Source organism: Nocardia sp. CA-120079, from assembly GCF_050955745.1.
Taxonomy (GTDB): domain Bacteria; phylum Actinomycetota; class Actinomycetes; order Mycobacteriales; family Mycobacteriaceae; genus Nocardia.
In genome coordinates, this window is record NZ_CP192088.1 from 653,682 (window position 1) to 677,470 (window position 23,789).

Annotated in this window: 21 protein-coding genes; 16 read left to right on the forward strand and 5 right to left on the reverse strand. The window is 66.2% G+C overall.

From position 1 onward, the window contains the following. Positions 1-129: 129 nt before the first annotated feature. Together otsB and kstR are read right to left on the reverse strand one after the other, a co-directional pair. On the reverse strand, positions 130-2,700 hold the full coding sequence (gene otsB, locus ACQPYR_RS03075) for a trehalose-phosphatase (RefSeq protein ID WP_433627326.1): 2,571 nt from the start codon (positions 2,698-2,700) through the stop codon (positions 130-132). Between the two features lie 275 nt (positions 2,701-2,975). Beyond that, on the reverse strand, positions 2,976-3,641 hold the full coding sequence (gene kstR, locus ACQPYR_RS03080) for a cholesterol catabolism transcriptional regulator KstR (protein ID WP_433627329.1): 666 nt from the start codon (positions 3,639-3,641) through the stop codon (positions 2,976-2,978). A 120-nt stretch (positions 3,642-3,761) separates the two neighbouring features. Here kstR and ACQPYR_RS03085 point away from each other — a divergent pair, with 120 nt between their 5' ends. The 7 genes from ACQPYR_RS03085 (at position 3,762) to ACQPYR_RS03115 (ending at position 11,283) form a co-directional block, all read left to right on the forward strand. Continuing rightward, positions 3,762-5,915 carry an acyl-CoA dehydrogenase gene (locus ACQPYR_RS03085; RefSeq protein ID WP_433627331.1) on the forward strand — a complete coding sequence of 718 codons (2,154 nt, stop codon included), beginning with the start codon at positions 3,762-3,764 and terminating at the stop codon, positions 5,913-5,915. Positions 5,916-5,940: 25 nt separating this feature from the next. Continuing rightward, complete coding sequence (locus ACQPYR_RS03090; protein ID WP_433627334.1) at positions 5,941-7,005, forward strand: acyl-CoA dehydrogenase family protein; 1,065 nt, start codon at positions 5,941-5,943, stop codon at positions 7,003-7,005. Then, positions 6,990-8,150 (forward strand): acyl-CoA dehydrogenase family protein, encoded by a 1,161-nt coding sequence (locus ACQPYR_RS03095; RefSeq protein ID WP_433627337.1) that lies wholly within the window; start codon positions 6,990-6,992, stop codon positions 8,148-8,150. The genes ACQPYR_RS03090 and ACQPYR_RS03095 overlap by 16 nt, the downstream gene beginning before the upstream one ends. Before the next feature lie 56 nt (positions 8,151-8,206). Continuing rightward, the gene (locus ACQPYR_RS03100; protein ID WP_433634997.1) at positions 8,207-9,169 is read left to right on the forward strand and encodes a bifunctional MaoC family dehydratase N-terminal/OB-fold nucleic acid binding domain-containing protein; all 963 of its coding nucleotides are present in this window, start codon (positions 8,207-8,209) and stop codon (positions 9,167-9,169) included. Beyond that, entirely contained in the window at positions 9,166-9,576 is a 411-nt protein-coding gene (locus ACQPYR_RS03105; RefSeq protein ID WP_063042739.1) for a MaoC family dehydratase, read from the forward strand. Before ACQPYR_RS03100 ends, ACQPYR_RS03105 begins: the two co-directional genes overlap by 4 nt. Further along, on the forward strand, positions 9,573-10,763 hold the full coding sequence (locus ACQPYR_RS03110) for a lipid-transfer protein (RefSeq protein WP_433627340.1): 1,191 nt from the start codon (positions 9,573-9,575) through the stop codon (positions 10,761-10,763). Before ACQPYR_RS03105 ends, ACQPYR_RS03110 begins: the two co-directional genes overlap by 4 nt. Positions 10,764-10,842: 79 nt before the next feature. Further along, positions 10,843-11,283, forward strand: a complete 441-nt coding sequence (locus ACQPYR_RS03115) for an NUDIX domain-containing protein (protein ID WP_433627343.1) — start codon at positions 10,843-10,845, stop codon at positions 11,281-11,283. Here ACQPYR_RS03115 and ACQPYR_RS03120 read toward each other — a convergent pair. After that, positions 11,256-11,843, reverse strand: a complete 588-nt coding sequence (locus ACQPYR_RS03120) for a TetR/AcrR family transcriptional regulator (protein WP_433627346.1) — start codon at positions 11,841-11,843, stop codon at positions 11,256-11,258. The two genes, ACQPYR_RS03115 and ACQPYR_RS03120, sit on opposite strands and share 28 nt — an antisense overlap. Positions 11,844-11,904: 61 nt before the next feature. Here ACQPYR_RS03120 and zapE point away from each other — a divergent pair, with 61 nt between their 5' ends. The 6 genes from zapE to ACQPYR_RS03150 all read left to right on the forward strand — a co-directional run bounded on the left by zapE (position 11,905) and on the right by ACQPYR_RS03150 (position 17,435). Further along, on the forward strand, positions 11,905-12,873 hold the full coding sequence (zapE, locus tag ACQPYR_RS03125; protein ID WP_433627348.1) for a cell division protein ZapE: 969 nt from the start codon (positions 11,905-11,907) through the stop codon (positions 12,871-12,873). Positions 12,874-12,994: 121 nt separating this feature from the next. Continuing rightward, positions 12,995-13,942: a DUF4129 domain-containing protein gene (locus tag ACQPYR_RS03130; RefSeq protein WP_433627351.1), complete on the forward strand. Its 948-nt coding sequence runs from the start codon at positions 12,995-12,997 to the stop codon at positions 13,940-13,942. Next, complete coding sequence (locus ACQPYR_RS03135; protein WP_433627354.1) at positions 13,939-14,433, forward strand: hypothetical protein; 495 nt, start codon at positions 13,939-13,941, stop codon at positions 14,431-14,433. Before ACQPYR_RS03130 ends, ACQPYR_RS03135 begins: the two co-directional genes overlap by 4 nt. A 194-nt stretch (positions 14,434-14,627) precedes the next feature. Continuing rightward, a complete protein-coding gene (locus ACQPYR_RS03140; RefSeq protein ID WP_387294502.1) occupies positions 14,628-15,590 on the forward strand; it encodes an AAA family ATPase in 963 nt (320 codons plus the stop codon). Positions 15,591-15,723: 133 nt separating this feature from the next. After that, entirely contained in the window at positions 15,724-16,983 is a 1,260-nt protein-coding gene (locus ACQPYR_RS03145; protein WP_433634998.1) for a DUF58 domain-containing protein, read from the forward strand. Next, a complete protein-coding gene (locus tag ACQPYR_RS03150; protein ID WP_433627357.1) occupies positions 16,980-17,435 on the forward strand; it encodes a hypothetical protein in 456 nt (151 codons plus the stop codon). Before ACQPYR_RS03145 ends, ACQPYR_RS03150 begins: the two co-directional genes overlap by 4 nt. A gap of 94 nt (positions 17,436-17,529) precedes the next feature. Here the strand turns inward: ACQPYR_RS03150 and ACQPYR_RS03155 are convergent, their stop codons facing one another. Both ACQPYR_RS03155 and kstD read right to left on the reverse strand, forming a co-directional pair. Continuing rightward, positions 17,530-18,390 carry a MaoC/PaaZ C-terminal domain-containing protein gene (locus ACQPYR_RS03155; RefSeq protein ID WP_433627360.1) on the reverse strand — a complete coding sequence of 287 codons (861 nt, stop codon included), beginning with the start codon at positions 18,388-18,390 and terminating at the stop codon, positions 17,530-17,532. Positions 18,391-18,562: 172 nt separating this feature from the next. Then, positions 18,563-20,287: a 3-oxosteroid 1-dehydrogenase gene (kstD, locus tag ACQPYR_RS03160; RefSeq protein WP_433627363.1), complete on the reverse strand. Its 1,725-nt coding sequence runs from the start codon at positions 20,285-20,287 to the stop codon at positions 18,563-18,565. Between the two features lie 105 nt (positions 20,288-20,392). On the opposite strand from kstD, the gene ACQPYR_RS03165 reads away from it, so the two are divergent. From ACQPYR_RS03165 to ACQPYR_RS03175, 3 genes are read left to right on the forward strand one after another with little or no spacing between them, the layout of a single operon-like run. Then, positions 20,393-22,069 carry an FAD-binding protein gene (locus ACQPYR_RS03165; RefSeq protein ID WP_433627366.1) on the forward strand — a complete coding sequence of 559 codons (1,677 nt, stop codon included), beginning with the start codon at positions 20,393-20,395 and terminating at the stop codon, positions 22,067-22,069. A 1-nt stretch (position 22,070) separates the two neighbouring features. Further along, on the forward strand, positions 22,071-22,856 hold the full coding sequence (locus tag ACQPYR_RS03170) for a 2-keto-4-pentenoate hydratase (RefSeq protein ID WP_433627369.1): 786 nt from the start codon (positions 22,071-22,073) through the stop codon (positions 22,854-22,856). 10 nt (positions 22,857-22,866) lie between these two features. After that, on the forward strand, positions 22,867-23,781 hold the full coding sequence (locus tag ACQPYR_RS03175; protein ID WP_433627372.1) for an acetaldehyde dehydrogenase (acetylating): 915 nt from the start codon (positions 22,867-22,869) through the stop codon (positions 23,779-23,781). Positions 23,782-23,789: the final 8 nt, after the last annotated feature.

Below are 23,789 nucleotides of genomic sequence, written 5' to 3' on the forward strand. Positions count from 1 at the left end.
TACCATTTGAACTGTAGCAGTAGGCCCGGTTCGGCACGAGTCGATGTTCGCCGCGTCACTTCGACGCCGGATACCGGCCGGGCCCGCGAACCGATCGGTTCGCGGGCCCGGAACTGGGTGGCGGTCGGCTCAGACGAACGCTTCCACCGGCTTACCCAACAGCTGTGCACAACGCAGCAGGCCGAGATGGCTGTATGCCTGTGGATGGTTGCCGAGTGAGCGTTCGGCGACCGGGTCGTACTCCTCGCTGAGCAGACCAGTCGGTCCGGCGACATCGACCAACTGCGCGAACAGCGCCTCGGCATCCGAGCGCTTACCGATCAGCAGATACGCCTCGACCAACCAGGCCGCGCACAGGTGGAAGCCGCCCTCTCCGCCGGGCAGGCCGTCGTCGTGGTGGTACCGGTACACCGTCGAGCCGCTGCGCAGCTCCGCCTCGGTGGCGACGACCGTCGCCGCGAAACGCGGATCCGACGGGTCGATCAGTCCGCTGAGGCCGATGTGCAGGGTGGCCGCGTCCAGATCGGTGCCGTCGTAGGCGGCGGTGTAGGACTGGACGTCGTCGTTCCAGCCCTTGGACTTCACCTCGTCGGCGATGGTGTCGCGCAACGTGATCCAGAGCGGATCGATCTGACGCTGGAACCGCTGTGCGAGGGTGATCGCCCGGTCCACGGTCAGCCAGCCCATCACCTTCGAGTACACGTGGTGGCGCGGGTTGCCGCGGATCTCCCAGATGCCGTGGTCGGGTTCCTGCCAGCGCCGCTGCACCGCGGAGACCATGGCGTGCACCAGTTCCCAGTCGGCGTCCGGCAGCGACTTGCCCGGGTCGGTCAGCCCCTTCGCCTCGCGACCGTGCGCCAGCGATGCGATGAGATCGACGATCGGACCGAAAACATCCAGCTGCACTTGCATATTCGCGGCGTTGCCGACGCGGACCGGACGTGAACCCGCATAGCCGGGCAGCTGATCGATCGATGCCTCGGGCGGCAGGGTTTCGCCGTAGAGCGTGTACAGCGGGTGCAGGCGTTCCGGACCGGGCAGCGTCTCCAGGACCCGGTGCACCCAGCCGAGGAACTCCTCGGCCTCGGTCAGCGAGCCGAGTGAAACCAGCGCCTGTGCGGTCAGTGAGGCATCGCGCAGCCAGCAGTAGCGGTAGTCCCAGTTGCGTACGCCGCCAATGTCTTCCGGCAGCGAAGTAGTGGCGGCGGCCAGGATCGAACCCGACGGCGCGTGCACCAGTCCGCGCAGCGTGAGAGCCGAACGCTTCATCAGATCCGGTTTCAACGGCGGCAGTTGCAATTTGGCCGCCCACTTGGACCAGTAGTCCTCGGCGTCCCTGCGCCGCTCCGGTTCGCTGACCATGGCGGGCGCGAGATCCTGCGTGCCGCAGCGCATTTCCAGCACGATCGGGCCGCGGGACGGATCGACGACGGCGCGCGCGGAGCTGTGCATACCGTCGGAATGGATCTGCCAGTGCACACCGGGGGAGCGCAGCACCATCGGATCATTGGTGCCGACTACGCGCAGTCCGTTCGATTCGATTTCGATGCTGACCGGTACCTGGCCGAATTCCGGTCGGGGCGCGAAGGTTACGACGGCCTTCGCATCGCCGGTGATCACCCGGGTCAGGTCGGTGCGGGTGGGGGCCACATCGTGCGGCAGGTAGTCCACCACTTGCAGCTTGGCCCAGCGGGTTTCGACGGTCATGGTGCCGTCGATGTAGCGCTGCGACAGCGGCAGGCCGGGACGTTCCGGCTCGATGGTGAAATGTCCGGCCTGCGGTCCGCCGAGCAGATGGGCGAAGACCGCGGCCGAATCGGGCTCGGGGTGGCAGAACCAGGTGACGGTGGCGTCGGGTGTGAGCAGCGCCACCGAGCGCGGACTGGCCAGCATGCTCAGCCGCTCGATGCGCGGCGCGCTCGCCCCCGCCAACCAGGTGCGCCGTTCCTCGAGCAGGAAGGCCAGCGCCCAGGACACCGCCTCGGTGGTATCCACGCGGTATTTGGCCAGGCTCTCGCCGTCGCCGACCTTGATGCCGACATCCGGTCCGGACAGCATGCGGAAGGCCTTCTCGTCGGTGACATCGTCGCCGAAGAACACCGCGGCCGACGCGCCCTCCTGATGCCGGACGGTATCGAGCGCGACGCCCTTATCCGTCTGGATCACCGCGAGCTCGATAACCGATTTACCCTCGGTCACCTGCACGCCGACCCAGCAGGCCGCACCCTGGCGCACCGCCTTGAGTGCGCGCAGCCCGATTTCCGGACTCGCATTGCGCACATGCAGTGCGACGCTGGCCGGTTTGATCTCGACGCTGGCGCCGGGATTTTCCGCGGCGATCTGCGTCAGACTGGTCTGGACTTCGACCAGCAGTTGTTTGGCGTCATTGTCGATGGCGTGCACGAAACCCACATCGAATTCCGAACCATGACTACCGATAAGTTGCACCTCGACCGGAAGTCGCGACAATGCCGCGAGATCTCGCAGGGCACGGCCGGAGATCACGGCGGCGGTCGTTCCGGTGAGACCGGCAAGCGCTCGTAGCGCGCTTACCGATTCCCGATGTGGAAAAGCTTTCGCCGGGTCGGACACGATGGGTGCGATCGTCCCGTCGTAGTCCGATGCGACCAAAAGCCGTGGCACGCGCGCGACCGTCGACAGTGCACGGCGAAGTTCCAGTGGCAGATCCTGTGCGCTCACGCATCCAACCTAGTGATCGGAGGAGTTTTTTCCGGGGCACGCGTGACAATACTGTGTTGAATTTGCCGCACCGAAGCGCGCCGCGTGGCGTGCGCAGCGCTGGATTTGCAGCGCCTGCGGCGCTGCGTGTTCGCGGCCCCCTGGCGGCTTGCAGGATGTGAGCGAAATTACGGCGTACCGCGAACCTTCCGTCGCCAAATTTGCGCGGTATGTGCTGGTTGTCGGCTGGTTGGATGGCCAGCTGCTGATCTTGTCGAGCGGCCCGCGCGCAATCGCTAGCTGTTGCCGCCGTTGTCGCCGAGCAGCAGATCCACGGTGAGTTCCAGTCGCTCGGTCACATCGGTGGCCGAGGCGCGTCTGGTCAGCCAGGCGACCAGATTCGACAACCAGACATCGCTGATGACCCGCGCGATCGCCAACTGGCGTTCGGTGGGCTCGCCGTCATTCATGGCCCTGGCGAATACCCGGTCCATCACCTTGCCGACCCGGTCGACCTCCGCGGCGGCCGAGGCGTCGGCGAACATGAACGCGCGCGTCATCGCCTCGGTGAGCAAGGGGTCGCGCTGCATCATTCGGGTGATCTGGGTCAGCAGCAGGTGCATGCGCTCGTTCGGCGTCTGGCCGGCAAGTGGTTTGCGTTTGCCCTCGATCTGCTCGAATTCCCGCGACAGCGCGGAAACGAGCAGATGCACCTTGGACGGGAAATACCGGTACAGCGTGCCGACCGCGACATCGGCGCGTTCGGCCACCGCACGCATCTGCACCGCGTCGTAACCACCCTTGGAGGCCAGTGCGAGCGTCGCGTCCAGAATTCGCTTACGCCGTTCCCGCTGCGCGGCCGAGCTGAGCTCGTCCTCGCTCAGCGTCGTGACCGTCGCGGTGGCCGATGCTTGCCCGGCCGCATTCGAATCGGCTGGCTGCGATCGGGAGGGACTGGCCATTGATGAGAGTCCTTTCCTGCATTCCGGCAACGGGCATCGGTCGTCTCTTGACTTCCGCCCAGCTAGGATATTAGAACATGTTCTAGGTGTGGGAGTCACGCCGGAAAGGCGGTACGGACTGTGACCATCGCCACCACTGACGAGCATAAAGCCGTTCAGGAGTCGATGCGTGGATGGGCCGGATCGGTACGTCCTATTGCAACAATGCGGGACGAGCCGACGGACTTCTGGCGCGCATATTGGCCGGGGTTGGCGGACTTCGGAATTTTCCGGGTTGCCATTGCCGAAGCCGCAGGCGGCCACGGTGGATCGGTCGCCGACCTGGCGGTATTGGTCGAGCAGGCGGCGCACGATCTGGTCGGTGGGCCGGTGCTGTCCACCGCATTGGCGAACCTGGTCACCGCGGGCGCGCTCGCCGAGGATATGCCGTGCGGTGTTGCGCTCGACTTCGTTGTCGAGGGGGACGTGGTCAGCGTACCGGTCGCATCCGATGAGTTGTTGCTCACGGGTATCTGGGAATCGGTGCTCGGCGCTGCATCGGGTACTTCGGTGCTGTTGCCGGTGCAGACGCCGGATGGGTTGCGCTGGTGCATGATCGGGCCCGATGCCGAGGGGCTGCGCATCGAGGCGCTGGCACCCGCTGACCCGAGTACGCCACTGGCGCGTGTGTACTGCGCCGAGGTGCGAGTGCCTGCGGACCGGGTGTTCGAGTCGCCGCATGCGGTGGAAGATCTTCTCGCGGTACTGGTTTCGGCCGAGCTCGCCGGTGTGGCGGGCTGGTGCCTGGAGACCGCCGTCGAATACGCCAAGGTGCGTGAGCAATTCGGGCGCAAGATCGGCTCTTTCCAAGCGCTCAAACACATTTGCGCGTGGATGCTCTGCCGGGCGGAGCTGATCCGTTCCGTCGCGGCCGATGCCGCGGCCGCGGTCGACGAGGGCGGTGCGGAACTGCCCATCGCGGCCGCCATCGCCGCCGCGATATCGCTGGACGCCGCGGTCGAGACCGCCAAGGACTGCATTCAGGTGCTCGGTGGCATCGGTTTCACCTGGGAGCACGACGCGCACTTCTACCTGCGCCGGGCCACCGCACTGCGGCAGTTGCTCGGCGGATCGGCGCGCTGGCGGGCCAGGGTCACCGAGCTGACCCGGGCTGGGCAGCGACGGACCACCGGTGCGGACCGGGTCTTCGCCGCCGATGGGGTGGAGGTCGATGACAGCAATCTGAACGAGCTGGCCGCCGAGGTGGCCGCGATCGCCGCGCTGCCTGCCGATCAACGGCGCAATGCGCTGGTCGACGCCGGGCTCGCCATGCCGCACTGGCCCGCACCGTACGGGCGCGGCGCGAATCCCATGACGGGCCTGGTGATTTCGGAGGAGCTGCGGCGCGCGGGCCTGGAGTCGCCGGATCTGACGATCGGCGGCTGGGCCATTCCGACCCTGCTGCAGCACGGCACCCAGGAGCAGATCGACCGCTTCGCGTGGCCGACGCTGCGCGGCGAGGTGGTCTGGTGTCAGCTGTTCAGTGAGCCGGAGGCCGGTTCGGATCTGGCCGCGCTGCGCACCACCGCCAAGAAGGTCGACGGCGGTTGGGTGCTGCGCGGACAGAAGGTGTGGACGTCGCTGGGTGATCGGGCGAACTGGGCGATCTGCCTGGCCCGCACCGATCCGGACGCACCGAAGCACCGCGGTATCAGCTACTTCCTCGTCGATATGCGCAGCGCTGGGCTCGAGGTGCGTCCGCTGGTGCAGATCACCGGGGAGGCACGGTTCAGCGAGGTCTTCCTCGACGATGTGTTCGTGCCCGACGACGGTCTGGTCGGCGCGCTGAACAACGGCTGGAAGATCGCTCGCTCGACCCTGTCGACCGAACGAGTCGCCATGGGCGGCAGCGGGATCGGGCCGGTGCTGGAGGAGCTCATCGCCAAACTGCCGGCCACCGGGCCGGGGGCGGAGCTATTGAACGATCGGCTCGGCGGCTTCGTCGCCGATGCGATCGCTGGACTGTTGCTGGAACAGCGTGCCGCGGTTCGGATGCTGGCGGGCGGTGATCCGGGAGCGCAGAGCAGTGTGCGCAAGCTCGTCGGTGTCCGGCACCGCCAGGCAGTGGCCGAATTTGCGGTGGAAACGGCAGGTCCAACCGGTGCGCAGGACTCAGAGGTGGTAAAAGAGTTCCTGCTCACGCGCTGTTTGTCGATTGCTGGTGGGACCGAGCAGATTCTGTTGACCGTGGCCGGTGAGCGAATCCTCGGACTGCCTCGCGACACCGACAGCTAGTCGACCAACCAACTGGGAGTAAAGCGTGGACTTCACCCGGGACGAGGGCCAGGATGCCGTGGCCGAGGTCGTCGTGAGTTTGCTGGAGCGTGAACCGGCACGCGATATCGAGCTGTGGCCGAGTCTGATCGAGACCGGACTGCTCTCGCTCGCGCTGCCGGAGCGGTTCGGTGGTGACGGTATGGGCTTGGCGGAGGTCTCGGTCCTGTTGACCGAACTGGCCGCCGAGGCGGTGGCCGTGCCCGCCCTGCCGACCCTCGGCTTCGGCCTGCTGCCGCTGCTGGCCGGATTGCCGGACAGCGTCGCCGAGCGGGTCTATTCGGAGGTCGCCGAGGGCGCGGTGCTCACCGCCGCGCTCAGCGAGCGCGCGAATCCGTTCGTGGTCAAGCCGGAGACCACCGCGGTTTCCGATGGGGACACCGTGCGCATCACCGGTCACAAGGTGGCGGTGCCGTATGCGGAGCAGGCGCGCTGGCTCTTGATTCCGACGAATTCCGGTATCGCACTGGTTGATTCGGATTCGGCGGGGCTCACCCTGACGCCGTCACCGGCTTCCGGCGGGATTCCGGAATGTTCGGTGCGCCTGGACCAGGTCGAGATTCCGGCCGAGCAACTGCTGCCCGGCGGTATCGGTGAACTGCACCGGTTGGCCATCGCCTCGATCGGTGCGACGGCGGACGGACTGCTCAAAGGTGCACTCCTGCTCACCGCCGAGCACCTGCGAACCCGGCGGCAGTTCAATCGGCCGCTCGCCGAATTCCAGGCCGTCGCACAGCAGATCGCCGATGTTTACGTCGTCTCGCGGACCTTGCACGCCGCCGCCGTTTCGGCGAACTGGGCGCTGGCACAGTCTGATTCGACACGGCCGCATCAGGAGCGCATCGATGACGACCTCGATGTGCTCGCCTACACCGTGGCCGCCGAACTGCCCGCCGCCATGCAGAAATGTCATCACCTGCACGGTGGCCTCGGGGTCGATGTGACCCACCCGATGCACCGCTACTTCTCGCAGGCCAAGGACATCGCCCGCTGGCTCGGCGGCGAATCGTTCCGACTCGATCGATTGGGGGCCAGATGTTCATCGATCTGACCGCGGAGCAGCGCAAGCTGCGCGATGAATTGCGGGCGTACTTCGCCGATCTCGTGACTCCCGAGGAGGAGGCCGAGATGGCGATCAACCGCCACGGTGACGCCTACCGTGCGGTGGTGCGCCGGATGGGTGCGGACGGTTGGCTCGGTGTCGGTTGGCCGAAGGAGTTCGGCGGCCAGGGTTTCGGGCCGATGGAACAGCAGATCTTCTTCAATGAGGCGGTGCGCGCGGATGTTCCGCTGCCGCTGGTCACCTTGTTGACGGTCGGGCCGACGCTGCAGAGTTTCGGCACCGACGCGCAGAAGGCGAAGTTCCTGCCCGGAATCCTTTCCGGCGATATCCATTTCGCGATCGGCTACTCCGAACCGGAGGCGGGCACCGACCTCGCCGCGCTGCGCACGAGTGCGGTGCGCGAGGGATCCGGCGATTGGATCGTCAACGGGCAGAAGATCTTCACCACCGGTGCGCATGAGGCGGACTATGTCTGGCTGGCCTGCCGCACCGGCTCGGTCGAGTCACGGCACCGTGGCATCACGATCCTGATCGTGGATACCACCGATCCCGGCTACTCCTGGACGCCGATCATCACCTGCGATGGCGCGCACCACACCAACGCCACGTATTTCGACAATGTCCGGGTGCCCGCCGACATGCTGGTGGGCGAGGAGAACAAGGGGTGGCGACTGATCACCACCCAGCTCAACCACGAGCGCGTGAGCCTCGGCCCGTCCGGCAAGATCGAACAGCTCTACGACCGGGCGCGCGAATGGGCCCAGTCGCGCGGTGTGCTCGCCGAGGCGGATGTGCGCCGTTCGCTCGGTCGCATCCACGCCATGGCGCGGCTCAACGAACTGTTGAACTGGCAGGTCGCCGCGACCGTCGACGGTGACCAGGCCACCGTCATCGCCGATGCCTCGGCAACCAAGGTGTATTCCACCGAATCGCTGCAGGAGGCGGGCCGGTTGGCCGAGGAGATCGTCGGGCATTACGGCGATCCGGCCGATCCGGACACCGCCGAACTGCTGACCTGGCTGGACCGCAGAACCAAACAGAATCTGGTGGTGACCTTCGGCGGCGGCGTCAACGAGGTGATGCGCGAACTGGTCGCCTCCTCCGGGCTGAAACTGCCTCGGGTACCTCGATGAATCCGCGCCGATGCGCGGTACGCCACGACGACAAGGAGCCGCGCGTGCCGGAAACCATGACTCCGGAAGCGATTACCGAAGCCGCCGAGAAGATCATCGCGGCGGGTGATTGCGCGCCACGCCTCGGGCGTGACCCGGTGAACCAGCCGATGATCAACAACTGGGTGGAGGCGCTCGGGGATCGGAACCCGATCTACGTCGACGAGGAAGCCGCGCGCGCCGCCGGACATCCCGGCACGGTGGCGCCGCCCGCCATGATCCAGGTCTGGACCATGCTCGGGCTCAATGGTTCCCGCGCGGCGGACGATCCTACGAACCAGGTCATCGAGCTGCTGGACAGCGCGGGCTTCACCTCGGTGGTCGCGACCGACTGCCAGCAGACCTACCACCGATACCTGAATGTCGGTGAGCAAGTGGCGGTGACCAGCAGGCTGTGCGATATCCGCGGCCCGAAGCGGACCGCGCTCGGTGCGGGGTGGTTCATCACCTTCCAGATCAGCTGGCAGGTGGGCGACGAGGTGGTCGCCGAAATGCTCTGGCGGCTGCTGAAATTCGCGCCCGGCAGTGTTGTTTCGAACGACCTGCAAGCGGTCGCCAGCACCGGTACTGCACCGAAAGCGCCCGCGGGCGAACGGGTCAAACCGCTGGTCTCCTGGGATACCGAATTCTTCTGGGAGGGCACCAAGGCCGGGGAGCTGCGGATCCAGCGGCTGCCGGACGGCACGCTGCGGCATCCGCCGATTCCGGCACTGTGGCAGGACAAGTCGGAGCAGACCGACTATGTCGTCGCCTCCGGGCGCGGTGCGGTGTTCAGTTATGTCGTGCATCACGCGCCGAAAGTGCCCGGGCGGCAATTGCCTTTCGTGGTCGCGCTGGTCGAATTGGAGGAGGGTGTGCGGATGCTCGGTGAGCTGCGCGGCGTTGATCCGGCCGATGTCAAGATCGGCCTGCCGGTGCAGGTGGAGTTCGAGAAACTCGACGACGAGGCCGTGCTGCCGGTTTGGCGGGTGATCGCATGACCTACGTCGAGCCGGCCACGATCGAGGTCGGCACCGCGCTGCCCGAGTTGGTCATTACCGCCGATCCGACATTCGTAATCAGTACGGCCCTGGCCACCAGGGACTTTCAGGATGTGCACCACGACAGGGACAAGGCCGTCGCCCGTGGTTCCAAGGACATTTTCGTCAATATCCTCACCGATACCGGGCTGGTGCAGCGCTTCGTCACCGACTGGGCCGGACCGCGCGCCATCGTCAAATCGGTCGCGCTGCGCCTGGGGGTACCGCTGTACGCCGGTGACACCCTGACACTTTCCGGCACCGTCTCCGCGATCCACGGCGAAGACATCCATATCGATGTCGTCGGCCGCGACAGCCTCGGTGACCACATCACGGCGAAAGCCGTTATCGCACTGCGGAGGCCATGATGACCGCTGACAGCACCACCGGGATTTCCGGCCGCGCCGCCATTGTCGGCATCGGCGCCACCGACTTCTCGAAGGACTCCGGCCGCAGCGAATTGCGTTTGGCCGCCGAGGCGGTCACGGCGGCGCTCGCCGACGCGGGCCTCACCCCCGCCGATGTGGACGGCCTGACCACCTTCACCATGGATACCAACACCCAGGCGGCCGTGGCACGTGCAGTCGGTATCCCGCAGCTGAAGTTCTTCAGCCACATCGGATATGGCGGCGGTGCGGCCTGCGCCACCATTCAGCAGGCCGCCATGGCGGTCGCCACCGGCGTCGCCGATGTGGTTGTCGCCTACCGTGCCTTCAACGAGCGTTCGGTATCGCGCTTCGGCCAGTTCTCCACCGCGCTGGCCACCGCGCCGACTTCCTCGGGCATCGATGCGGGCTGGTCCTATCCACAGGGGTTGGGGACACCGGCCGCGCAGGTGGCCATGGTCGCCCGCAGGTATATGCACGTCTACGGCGCGACGAGCGCGGACTTCGGCCGCGTCGCCGTCGCCGACCGCAAACACGCCGCGGTGAACCCGGCCGCCTTCTTCTACGGCAAGCCGATCACCCTGGACGAGCACCAGAATTCGCGCTGGATCGCCGAACCGCTGCATCTGCTCGACTGCTGCCAGGAGTCCGACGGTGGTGTCGCGATCGTGGTCACCAGCGTCGAGCGGGCCCGGGATCTGCCGCAGCGTCCGGCCGTAATCGCCGCTGCCGCACAGGGTTCCGGTGCCGACCAATATGTCATGACCAGCTACTACCGTGACGCCCTCACGGGCCTGCCGGAGATGGGTCTGGTCGGCGATCAGCTCTGGGAGCAGAGTGGTTTGCGTCCGGAGGATATGCAGGCAGCCATCCTCTACGACCACTTCACTCCGTTCGTCCTCATGCAACTGGAGGAACTCGGCTTCTGCGGACGCGGCGAGGCAAAGGATTTCATTGCCGACGGCGCCATCGAAGTCGGTGGCCGCCTGCCGCTCAATACCCACGGCGGACAGCTGGGCGAGGCCTATATCCACGGCATGAACGGGATTGCCGAGGCGGTGCGACAGATCCGCGGCACCTCCGTCAACCCGGTGGCGAACCTGGAGAACATCCTGGTTACCGCAGGCACGGGAGTCCCGACCTCAGGGCTGGTGCTCAGCGCGAACTGACGACTTCGGCATTCGCCGAGATCCGTCCGCCGCATGCCCTGGTTGGTTATGTGGAGCGGTGCAGCACGGGAGGAGTCTGATGACCGAGCGTCATCTTGTCGACGTGCATATTCTGCTCGTCCGCGACGGTGAGCTGTTGCTCAGCAGGCGGCGCAGTGCGGACGAGTTCGATGGGCTGTGGCATCTACCCGCGGGGAAGTTGGAGTCCGGCGAGTCCGCGACCGCTGCTGCCGCGCGTGAGGCGGGGGAGGAGATCGGGGTTGTCATCGACCCGGCGGATCTGCGGCTGATTCATACCGCGCACGTGATCGGCTCCGGGCGGGAAGCCCGGCTCGGGCTGTTCTTCCATGCGCTGCGCTGGGCGGGTGCGCCGGTGAATCGGGAGCCGGATAAAAGCTATGGGTTGCAATGGTTTTCGCTCGACGCACTGCCGGAAGAGTCACTGATCCGCTATTCCGCTGCCGGAATCCGCGGGTTCACGACGGGCACGCCTTATAGCGAGTGGGGCTGGGTGAGATAGCGGGACAGCACGGCCGCGAGTTGGTCGATGCTGTCCCGGGTACCTGCCGGAAGATGCGCCCGCGCGCCCGCGAATCTATCGAAGACCGCGCCTTCGACCACCGCGATGAAGTCGGCGGCGGCGCCATCGGGATCGGGAAAACCCAAGGTGTGGAATAGTTCTCGCGCCCGCTCGGTCGAGAACAGGCTGTGTGTCAGCCGTTGGTGCAATTCCGGGTCGCCGAGCAGATCGATGATCAGCGCATGCCGGACGATCAGGTGATTGCGGCGGTCGAGGAGTAGCCGGTCGAGCCAGCCGGCAATGGCCTTCGCGATGTTATCGGGCTCGAGCGATGGCGGCGGAGCGAGCTCGGCGAAGTCGTCGCGGGAGCGGGTGGTGATCCGGTCCGCGATCGCCTCGATGAGCGCGCGTTTGGTGCGGAAGTAATAGGAGGCCGACCCGCCGGGCAGCTCGAGAGCGGTATCGAGGGCGCGGTGGGTGAGCGCTCGAATGCCCTGGGTGGCTATCACATCGATGGCGGCATCGACGAGTGCCGCGCGTCGGTCGGTTGTGGACATCATCACCTTCGCTGGCGGCCGCGTCTCCTGATCCTCTACAACTGTAGAGGATCAGGAGGGTCTCATGGAAGACAACATCACACTGGATGCCGACCAACTCCGGGCGCGCGCGTGCTTGCTCGGGCTGCTCGACCGGCACGGCAGGCCGATGAAGCGGCACCGCGGCAGCTACCTGCACGGCAGACCCGGTCGCGGCAAAACCATGTTGATGGACGACTTCTTCGCAGGCATAACCTCGAACCGCAAGCGCCGCTTCCACTTCCACAACTTCTTCGCCCAATTGCACACCGCGGCACACGAATCGGGCGCCATCGACAAGGCCATCGACAACCTGCTCGGTCATGCCGAACTGGTTTGCTTCGACGAATTCCACGTGCACGATATCGGCGACGCCATGCTGATCGCCCGCATGCTCGACGCTCTATTCGCCCGCCACATCGTCTTGGTGGTGACCTCGAATTACCCGCCGGAGCAGCTGCTGCCCAACCCGTTGTTCCACGACCGCTTCCTGCCGACCATCGCGCGCATCCGCGCGCATCTGGATGTCGTCTCGGTCGACGGCCCACTCGACTACCGAACCCGCGCCGCGCACAGCGGTATGGGCTTCGCCTCCGGCTGTTACCGCATCGACGATGCGAGAGAAGCCGGCACCGCAGAGGTTGTTGTCGCGGGTGCCCGCGAGATCCACGCCGACGCCATCGATGGCTCCGCCATCACTTTCGATTTCGCCGCCCTGTGCGGCACCGCCACTGCCGCCTCGGACTACGTCGAACTGGCACACCGCTTTCGCCGATGGACCTTGCGCAACGTCCCACCCTTGCGCGAGGCCCCGCCCGACTGGGCGATGCGCTTCGTCAATCTGGTCGACGTGCTCTACGACGCCGATCTCGAACTCACCCTCGAGGCGCGCACCGCACTATCCGACCTGGTGGCCGACGTTCCCGCCGTCCCTGATCTGGCACGGACCGCAAGCCGCCTGAGTGAACTCCGTCAGCCCGATCCGTCGTGCTCCGCTAGCTGCGTACCCACGTGAATGCACTGCCGGTTACGGATAAAAAGGAGCCGATCCTAAGTATTCGATTCACTCCCGAGCGGACCACTCGGCATGTAACTATGTGCCTGTTCAGAGCTGTACTCAGATGTGGTGGTAGCAAGTGGCCAGGGCGGGAGCGCCGATATCGCGCGTGATCGTGCTGATCACGCTACTGGCGTGTGCCGCGATCGCATTGCGCGGCCACATTCCCGGGGCCCATGATTCCGGCGATCACCGCACGGTGCCATCGGCTATTTCAGTGGTATTGATGCCGGTACTGCTCACGGTATCGGTGGTGATCCTGATCGCCGGGGTGATAGCCAGCCAGCATCGACTGCCGCTGGCCATGCCGGAGGTGGATCGTGATTCCGAGCGCGGACATGGACTGCTCGGCCGTACCGGCCTACTGGTGCTGGCCGCGCTGGCGGTCGTTTCCTTGATCGTCGCGGCGGCGTCGGCGGTCTTCTTCGTCGGATTCGGCCGCGAGGGCGAGCCGACGCCGTCATCGGGGCCGCGCGGTACCGCCACCCACACCCCGCAGGAGGCGGTCACCGCCCCCGCGACCCCCGACAGCGCGCCCACCCAGCACCTCACGGGGACCGCACTACTGGTGGCCATGGTCGCTGCCGCCGTGCTGGTCGGCGGGGCATTGATCGGGCTGATCGTGGTCGCGGTGGCGGGGCAGCGTAAGCCGCCTGTGGCGCCGGTCCCGGTACCCCCGGCCGCGCCGACGGTCGCGGGTTCGCTCGCCAGGGCGGCCGAGATGGGTCTGGCCGCCATGAATGTGCCCGGTCAGGATCCGCGCGAGGCCATCATCGCCTGTTACGTCGCAATGGAACGCGGGCTGTCCTTCGATCGCGCGGCCGCGCCGCTGGCTTCGGATACCCCGATGGAGGTGCTGGCCCGCGCATTCGAGCGCGGCGCACTACACGACGCGTCGGCAAGGGAATTGGTCGCGCTCTTCGAGGAGGCCAGGTTCAGTCCGCATTCGATGCTGGAGTGGCAGCGGATGCGGGCCGAACAACTGCTGCGTATCGTGCTGGCCGATCTGCAAGGGGAGATGGTATGAACCGCGCGATCGTGATCGGTGCGCTGATCCTCATCGTGCTGATCGAGCTGATCACCCTCGGCAAGGCCCGCGGCGCGTTGCTCATTGCCGCCGGAGTTCCGGTGGCGCTGGCCATGATTCAGCTCATCTGGTCGTTGACCGGCCGTTCGGCCATCAAAACCGATGCCGGATCCGACGATATCGACAACGGTCCCGCCGAAATGCTGCGGCACTGGCATGCCAGAGCGGAGATGCTCGCCGACCGCGCGGAGGGCACCAGGGCCGACTGGGATCGGCATCTGCGTCCGCTGCTGGCCAAGGAATTCGAGTTGTCCACCGGTTTGCGGGTCGCCAAGAACCGCAAGGCGACCGAGGCCGCCGGAATCTTGCAATTCGGCCCGGAGCTGTGGCGCTGGGTCGATCCGGCCAACTCGGCACTGCGGGATCAGACGACTCCCGCACCGGGGCGGGCCGCGCTGGACGAAATCCTGCGCTGCCTGCAAAAGATGTAACCGACCCGGCATGAGCGGTCAGGCCCGGAGGAGGCAGCTTGCGTAACCATGTAGGGCCCCGGTCATGCCAAATTCAATACAGCATGAGCGGTCAGGCCCGGAGGAGGCAGCTTGCGTAACCATGTAGGGCCCCGGTCATGCCAAATCGAATACCGCCGTAGGAGAATGGGTTTGAGGCAAGTGCGAGTAGACATATGACGATGCCGATGGACACGACCATCCAGCGCAGCGAGGCGGTGCTCCGGGAACTTTCCCGGGTGATCGTCGGCAAGCGGGATGAGTTGCAGCTGATCATGATCGCCGTACTTGCCGGCGGTCACATCCTGATCGAGGATCTGCCCGGCCTCGGCAAGACGCTCATCGCCAGGTCCTTCGCCGCCGCGCTCGGCCTGGACTTCACCCGCGTGCAATTCACGCCCGATCTGCTCCCCGCCGACCTGCTCGGCTCCACCATCTACGACATGTCGACGGGCCGGTTCAATTTCCGGCGCGGACCGGTCTTCACCAATGTGCTGCTGGCCGACGAGATCAACCGCACCCCACCGAAGACCCAGGCCGCGCTGCTGGAGGCGATGGCCGAGGGCCAGGTCAGCATCGACGGCGAAACCTTCCAGCTGCCCCAGCCTTTCATCGTGCTCGCCACCGATAACCCGATCGAGTACGAGGGCACCTATCCGCTGCCGGAGGCGCAGCTGGACCGATTCGCCATGCAGCTGCGACTGGGCTATCTGTCGGAGAACGACGAACGCCAGATGATCCGCCGCCGCTTGGAGCGCGGTTCGGCGACACCACAGGTGGTGCAGGTGGTGGATGCGAACGGCCTGTTGGAGATGCGCCAGTCCGTCGAATTCGTCACGGTGCATCCGGATGTGGTCAGCTATGTGGTCGCGCTGGCCGGTGCGACGCGTGCGCATCCGCAGGTCGAGGTGGGTGCGAGTCCGCGCGCCGAACTCGATCTGGTGCAGATGTCGCGGGCCCGTGCGCTGCTGCTCGGGCGCGACTATGTGATTCCGGAAGACGTCAAGGCGCTCGCCGTTCCGGCCATGGCGCACCGGATCACCTTGCGTCCCGAGATGTGGGTGCGCCGGATCCGTGGCGAGGACGTGATCACCGAATTGCTGCGCCGTCTGCCGGTTCCGCGCGCGTCGGTGACATGATCCGGCGGGAAAGGGCATGACCCAGCCGGATTCCACCGCCCCCGTCATCCAAGGGATCGCGGCGGCCAATGCCGCGGCGGCGCGACCGCCGACCAGGGACGAGCCGATGGCGGGCGGGGCGCGGCATCGGGATATGACTGCCGCCGTCGAGGCCGAATTGCGCTGGCGTCCAGCGCCGTTGGTATTCATGCTGGCGGTGAGCGCGGCGGTGGCGCTGCTACTCGCGGTGGTGCTCGGTCGCTGGCAACTGGTTGTCTTCGCGGCTCCGCTGCTCGGTGTGCTGGCCACCGCGCCGTGGCAGCAGTCCAGGACTCGGATCCAGGTGGATGGCGGCGGCACGCTGCGGTGTTTCGAGACCGAGGAGATCGTGACGCCGATCGGCGCCTTCGTAGAATCGGGTCACGCCTTGCTTCGGTTGAAACCGGAGAAGTTCGCGGGACTCGGGATCGACATCGAGGAGGCGATCGATTCCGGGACGGCGCCCGCCGGGCTGCGGTTGGCTCTGACGGCGGACCGCTGGGGTCGCTATCCGCTGTCGGTGCGGGTAACCGCGCTGAGCCCGGCGGGACTGTCCGTGGCCTCCGCGGTGCTGCCCGCGGGGCAACTGTTCGTCTACCCGATCACCGACCCACAGCGGATGAAGTTGCCGCGCACCGAACTTCCCGAACGGCTCGGCACTCACCTGACCCGCAAGCACGGTCCCGGTGTGGAGTACGCCGATATCCGCGCGTACGCGCCCGGCGATCAGCTCCGCATCGTGAACTGGCCGGTGAGTGCGCGGCGCGGGCGACTATATGTCACCGAGCGGCTGACCAACCGATCCGCGGATGTGGTTGTGCTGGTGGATACTTCGCAGCAGGCTCCGGGCCCGGCCACCGATTCGCTCGAGCTGTCGGTGCGCGGTGCGGCGCAGGTGGTGCAATCGACGCTGCAGGCCGGTGATCGCACCGCGGTGGTCTGCCTCGGCCAGTCCCCGCGCTGGCTGCGCCCGGATATCGGGCGGCGGCAGTTCTATCGGATCGTGGATACCGTGCTCGATGTCGGCGATGAGCACATTCCGACCACGGGCACCTTGGCCCCGCATGCGGCCGTGCCACTCGGCGCGATCATCGTCGCTTTCACCACACTGCTGGACACCCAGTTCGCGCTCGCGCTGATCGATCTGCGCAAGCGTGGACATGTGGTGGTGGTCGTGGATGTCCTGCGCGGCACACCTTTTCACGAACATCTCGATCCGACGCTGGCGCGGATGTGGAATCTGGAGCGCGCCTCGATGTATCGGGATATGGGAACCGTCGGCGTCGATATCGTGGCCTGGACCGAAGACGCCCGGCTGGATCAGGTCATGCGACTGATCCCGGACCATCGCCGAACCGTAAGGGTGCGCCGATGATTCGATTCCTCGCCATTCTGTCCGGGGTCCTGCTGGTGACCTCGGTGACCTTGATGACGCCATGGGCCGGTATTCCGGCGGCGGCGCTGGTGGTGGCGGGCTGGTGGTTCCGGCTGCCCGCGGTCGGCGCGGTGCTCCTCGCGATCGGGGTGCTCGCCGTGGCTGATACGGGTGTATTGGCCGCCGCCGCAGCGGGTTTGGTGGCTACGACTTATCTGCTGAATACCGCGACGGTGTCCGCGCCGGTCGGCGTCGTCCCGACCACGGTTCCGTCCGTCACCGGCGCGGTGGCATTCGCCACTGTTGCTGTCGGCGCGGCGCTGCTCCCGTTGCGCTTGGCCTGGGTCCCGATCGCCGCCCCGATCCTGGTGATCCTGCTGTACGCCTTGGTCATTCAGGGCGTCGCAATCAAACGGGCACGCAACGACGAGACCGCGACCGCGCCCAGTTGACGCCCAGGCCTCCCTTTTGTCCCGAAAATGTACTGGTGGAGGTGTGCTCTCGGCGTTTGCCTCCACTAGTACATCGTGATCAGACGTCCAGTGCTCAGGTGAAGCGCAGGATTACGTCGGCGAGGACGGGGGCGTCGGCGCGGTCGGCGACGGTGGCGCTGATGATGAGTTCGGCGTCGGTGCGCCAGATTCGGGTGCGGATGGTTTCGCCTGGGTAGAGGACGCCGGCGAAGCGGGCGCGGAAGCCGGTGACGCGGCTCGCGTCCGAATCGAGCACGGTGTCGGTGGCGGTTTTGCAGACGATGCCGTAGGTGCACAGTCCGTGCAGGATCGGGGCGGGGAAGCCTGCGGCGCGGGCGAATTCGGGATCGGAATGCAGGGGGTTGCGGTCGCCGCACATGCGGTAGAGCAGGGCCTGCTGGGGGAGGGTCGCGGTGGTGACGTCGAAATCCGGGGCGCGGTCGGGGAGTTCGGCCTTGGTGCTGGGGCCGCGTTCGCCGCCGAAGCCGCCCTCACCCTTGGCGAAGATGGATGAGCGTGCGGTCCACAGCGGTGCGCCGTCGGAACCGGTGATCGTATGCTCTTGCACCACGACGGCGGCGGAGCCTTTGTCCCAGAGTTCGGTGATGCGCCTGGTGATCGTCGCCTTGCCCGCGGCCGGAATCGGGCGGTGCACTTCGATCTCCTGGTGGCCGTGCACGACGTTCGCCAGATCGATATCGATGCCGGGGAACTGCACCTTCGGTGGCTCGGTCTCGTGGAAGGTAGGTGCCACGGTCGCGAAGGTCGGCAGCACCTGCGGGTCGCGGTCGTCGACGTAGCGCAGTTCGGCGGGATCCGTCCAGCGTGCGCCAGCCCCGAGGCCCAGGTGGTACAGCTGCACTTCGGATGGCGTCCAAGTGAACTCCCCGCTCGGAAGTTCCGCGCCGAGCGCGATTTTCGGGTCGATGGGCATCGAGTTCTCCTTGTGAATGCTTGTGGACAGATCGCCCGCGCCATGCAGGCGACCTGTCCTGGGCGTATCCCAGCGATCCGAGGCCCCATGTGGCAATTGCCTCGGATCGATCGTGCGGCGGCCGGGCCGCGGCGGGCAAGGTGGCGTCCGCTCCGTGAGACGCCACGGCCGCCTACGCCTCGGCGACGGCCTCGGCCGACTGCTGCTTCTTGCGCTCGGCGATATCCAATACCGCCAGGTAGCCGAAAGTGATCGCGGGGCCGATGGTCGCGCCGGGGCCGGCGTACGTGTGACCCATCACGGGGGTCGCGCTATTGCCGGAGGCGTACAGGCCCTCGATCACCGTGCCGTCCTCGCGCAGGACCCGCCCGGCGGTGTCGGCGACCAGCCCGCCCTTGGTGCCGAGGTCGCCCGGCACGATCTTGGCCGCGTAGAACGGACCCTGCACGAGCCCGGCCAGGCATGGGTTCGGCTTCACGGTCGGATCGCCGTAGTACCGGTCGTAGTGGCTGTTGCCGCGACCGAAATCCTCGTCCTCACCGGTCTCGGCGAATTTGTTGAACCGCTCGACGGTCGAGGTCAGATTCTCGGCGGGCACGCCGATCTCGGTGGCCAACTCCGCGAGGCTGTCGGCCTTGACAATCAGGTCGTTTTCCATCCAGCGGGACGGAAACCGCTGACCAGGCTGCAGTCCGGCGAAGATGTAGCGGTTCCGGTAGCGCTGGTCGAACACCAGCCATGCGGGGATGTTCTCGCCCGGACCCTCACCCTGCCCGTATTCGCCGCCGTACATGGTGTGCACAGCCTCGACGTAAGGAGCGGACTCATTTCCGAATCGCTTACCGTCGGCGTTGACCATGATGGTGCCGGGCAGATTCCGCTCGGCCAGCGCGAACCACGGCTTTCCGCCCTTGAAGATGGTCGGCCCCCACCAGGAATCCTCCATGAAGTCGACCGCGCCGCCGGCTTCCATGCCCGCATTGATGCCGTCGCCGGTATTGGCGGCCGCGCCCGTGGTCCACTCGGTGGTGATGGGCTGGCGCTGGTACTTGGTGCGCATTTCGGCGTTGTGCTCGAATCCGCCGCTGCCGAGTACCACACCGTATTTGGCGGTGAACCGCACGGTCTCGCCGTTGTGCTCGGCCTCGACGCCGGTGACCACGCCGTTCTCCACGACAAGTTTGGTCAGCGCGGTGTTCAGCAGCAGCGGCACATTCGCGTCGATGAGTCCTTTGCGCATGGCGGCGATGATCGCCTGCCCCATGCCGAGGATGTGCTTGCCGGTCCACTTGGCGAAGTAGGTGCGGGCGCCGACCCGCATGGCCCGCATGATGCCCTTGGGATGGCGACGGATCAGGTTGAGCCGGACGAAGTCGGCCTGCATGACGACGACATTGAGTGGGGCCTTGGCATACGGCGGCTCGAGGTTGAACCGCTCGTCACCGAGGATCTTGGCGTTGAACGGCGCGGGCTCGCACGAGCGGCCCTGGCCCAGGCCGCCCGGGGCCTCCGGGTAGTAGTCGGAGTAGCCGGGCACCCACTTCATCTTCAGCGGGGTGTGGTCGAGGACGAAGTCGAAGGCCTCCGCACCGCGGTCGATGTAGGTGTCGATCCGGTCCTTGGGCACCACGTCGCCGATGATGCTGTGCAGGTAGGTGCGGGCGTCCTCGCGATCATCGGGACGTCCGGAGGCCTTCAGTGCCTTGTTGCCTGGGATCCACACGCCACCGCCGGAGCGTGCGGTCGACCCGCCGTAGTGCGCGGCTTTCTCAATGATCACCGCGCTGAGCCCGTGGTGGGCAGCTGCGAGGGCGGCGGTCATTCCGGCAGCACCGCTGCCGACCACCACCACATCGTAGCTGTGCGGATCATCAACCGGATCAGTCATGTAGAACACGTTATAGAATGGGACCGCATTTGGTCTATGTTGAGTGGCAGAAGACGCGCTCGACGTTCCATTCGTCGAGAAAACTTGTTTCAGTTTCTGACCGGAGTGATGTACATGGGCGGTGTTGTTTCGAGCGACCTGCAAGCAGTCGCTAGCGGCGAATGGGACCTGACCGCCGACGTCGTCGTCGTCGGCTACGGCGCGGCCGGGGCCGCGGCCGCGTTGGAAGCGACCGAGGCGGGTGCACAGGTGCTGGTGCTGGAACGTTTCGCCGGTGGCGGGGCGTCGGCGTTGTCGGGCGGCATCATCTACGCGGGCGGTGGCACCTCGGTGCAGCACGAGGCCGGGGTGCGCGATACGCCGGAGCAGATGCTGGCCTATCTCGAGCGTGAGGTCGGCACGGCGGTCACGCCCGAGACACTGCGGCGGTTCGTGGACGAGAGTCCGGAGCTGATCGAATGGCTGAAGGGGCACGGTGTGCCGTTCGAGGCATCGCTGTGTCCGTACAAGACGTCGTATCCGAATGACAGCTACTACCTCTACTACTCCGGTAGTGAGGTTTCCGGTTACGGCCGCGAGGTCGCGACGCCCGCGCAGCGCGGACACCGGGTCAAGGGCAAGGGCACGTCCGGGAAGAAGCTCACCGGCCCGCTGGCCGCCTCGGCGTCGCGACGCGGGGTTCGGGTGGAAACCCTCACGCAGGCAACGCGATTGATCACCGATGACAACGGCACCGTGATCGGCGTCGAATGCGAGTCACTGCGCGACGCCCCCGGGCAGGTCCGGGATCGCTACACCCGAATGGCGAAAATCGCCGCTAAGCCGGGTATTTACTATCCGCCGCTGCGCAAGGCGATGGAGCGTCAGCTCGCGAAGCTCGATCGCAGGTACCGCACGAGAATTCGGATTCGGGCCCGTCGCGGTGTGGTACTCAGCGCGGGCGGATTCATCGCGAATCGGGAGATGCTGCGCGAGTACGGGCCGCAATACCGCGGCGGACTCGCGCTCGGCACCAGCGGTGACGACGGCAGCGGAATCCGGATGGCCGAGCAGGTCGGTGCGGCGACGGATCGGATGGGCAATATCTCCGCGTGGCGATTCATCTTGCCGCCCAGTGCATTTACCGGTTCGGTGCTGGTCGATGCGGAAGGACGCCGGGTCATCGATGAGACTCGCTACGGTGCCGCGGTCGGCCACGCACTGATCACCGAACACGGCGGTAAGGGTTGGCTGCTCGCCGACGACGGACTCATGCGCACCGCGATCGCACAGATTCGGACGCAGTCGGCCTGGTTCCAGCGCGGACAGTTCGAGGCCATGCGACGCAATGCCGTGCGCGGCGCGACTCTGGATGCCGTTGCGGCGAAGGCCGGTATCAATGCGGACGGGTTGCGCGCCACCGTCGCCGAGCACAATGCCGCGATCGCGAACGGTGCGCCCGATCCGGTCGGCAAGCCCGCCGAATTCACCAAGACGGTGGGGGCCGGGCCGTTCTGGTTGTTGGATGTGGGGATCAAACCGAGCGTCGTCAATCCGTGCCCGATGCTCACCCTCGGCGGAGTCGTCGTCGACGAGGACACCGGTGCGGTGAAATCCACTGCCGGAACCGATATTCCCGGCCTGTACGCGGCCGGCCGGACCGCGGTCGGTATCTGCTCGGACTCCTACGTCAGTGGATTGTCCCTGGCCGACTGCATTTTCTCCGGTCGGCGTGCGGGCCGATTCGCGGCAGGTGCCGAAGTGCTTTCGCGGGCAGCGGTGCCCGAAGCGACAACAGTGGAAGGAAACTAGCGTGCTGTCCGACGCGGTACGAATCGAATTGGCCGATGAACTCGAGGCCGCCGAACGCGATCGGGTCGGCATCGACCCGCTCATCGCCAGGCATCCCGATATCGATGTCGTCGACGCCTACGAGATCCAGCTGATCAATATCCGGCGCAAACTCGACAACGGGGCGAAGGTGGTCGGGCACAAGGTCGGACTTTCGTCGCTGGCCATGCAGCAGATGATGGGTGTGGACGAACCCGATTACGGTCATCTGCTCGCGGATATGGAGGTCTTCGAGGATGTTCCGGTCGAGACCTCGCGCTATCTGATTCCGCGAGTCGAGGTCGAGGTCGGATTCGTGCTCGGCGCGGATCTGCCCGGCGAAGAATGCACCGAGGCCGATGTGCTCGCCACGACGGTCGCCTACGCGCCGTCCATAGAGCTGATCGATTCGCGGATCAAGGACTGGAAGATCGGGCTGGCCGACACCATTTCCGATAACGCGTCCTCGGCCGGTTTCGTACTCGGTGCGGCACGGGTTGCGCCGAAAGACCTGGATATCAAGGCCATTGACGCCGTGCTCACCCGAAATGGTGAGGTGGTCGCGCAGGGGCGCAGCGATGCGGTGCTCGGCGATCCGGTGATCGCGGTGGCCTGGCTGGCGCGCAAGGTCGCCAGTTTCGGCGTGCGGTTGAAGGCGGGCGACATTGTGCTGCCCGGTTCTTGCACCCGTGCCATCGATGCCCGCGTGGGCGATTCGTTCCACGCCGAGTTCGCCGGACTCGGTTCTGTCCGTTTGCAATTCAAATAGGAGGCTTGCCGTGTCCGAAACGGGGACCGTCACCGCCGCGATCGTCGGATCCGGCAATATCAGCACCGATCTGCTGTACAAACTGCTTCGCTCCACCACGGTGGAACCGAAGTGGATGATCGGAATCGACCCGGACAGCGAGGGTTTGAAGCGCGCCCGCGGGCTCGGGCTGGAAACCTCGCACGAGGGCGTGGACTGGTTGCTCGCGCAGTCGGAACTGCCGGATCTGGTATTCGAGGCGACCTCGGCATATGTGCATCGGGCGGCCGCTCCGAAATACGCCGAGGCCGGAATTCGCGCGATAGACCTCACGCCGGCCGCGGTCGGGCCCGCCGTGGTGCCGCCGGTGAATCTGGTCGGCGCGAATCTCGACGCGCCGAACGTCAACATGATCACCTGCGGTGGTCAGGCCACCATTCCGATCGTCGCGGCGGTATCGCGGGTGGTGCCGGTGGCCTACGCCGAAATCGTCGCCTCGGTGTCGTCGGTGTCCGCCGGACCGGGCACCCGCGCCAATATCGATGAGTTCACCAAGACCACCTCGCGTGGTGTGGAGACCATCGGCGGTGCGCAGCGCGGCAAGGCCATCATCATTCTGAACCCGGCCGAACCGCCGATGATCATGCGCGACACCATTTTCTGTGCGATTCCCGAGGATGCCGATACCGATGCGATCGCGGATTCCATCCACCGGATGGTCGCCGATATCCAGAAGTACGTGCCCGGTTACCGACTGCTGAACGAGCCGCAATTCGACCCGCCCTCGGTGGTTTCCGGTGGGATGGCGAAGGTTTCGGTGTTCGTAGAGGTCGAGGGCGCGGGCGATTTCCTGCCGCCCTACGCGGGCAACCTCGACATCATGACCGCGGCCGCCACCCAGGTCGGCGAGGTCATGGCGTCCCAGATTCTGTCGGCCCGGGTGTAAAGGAGCTC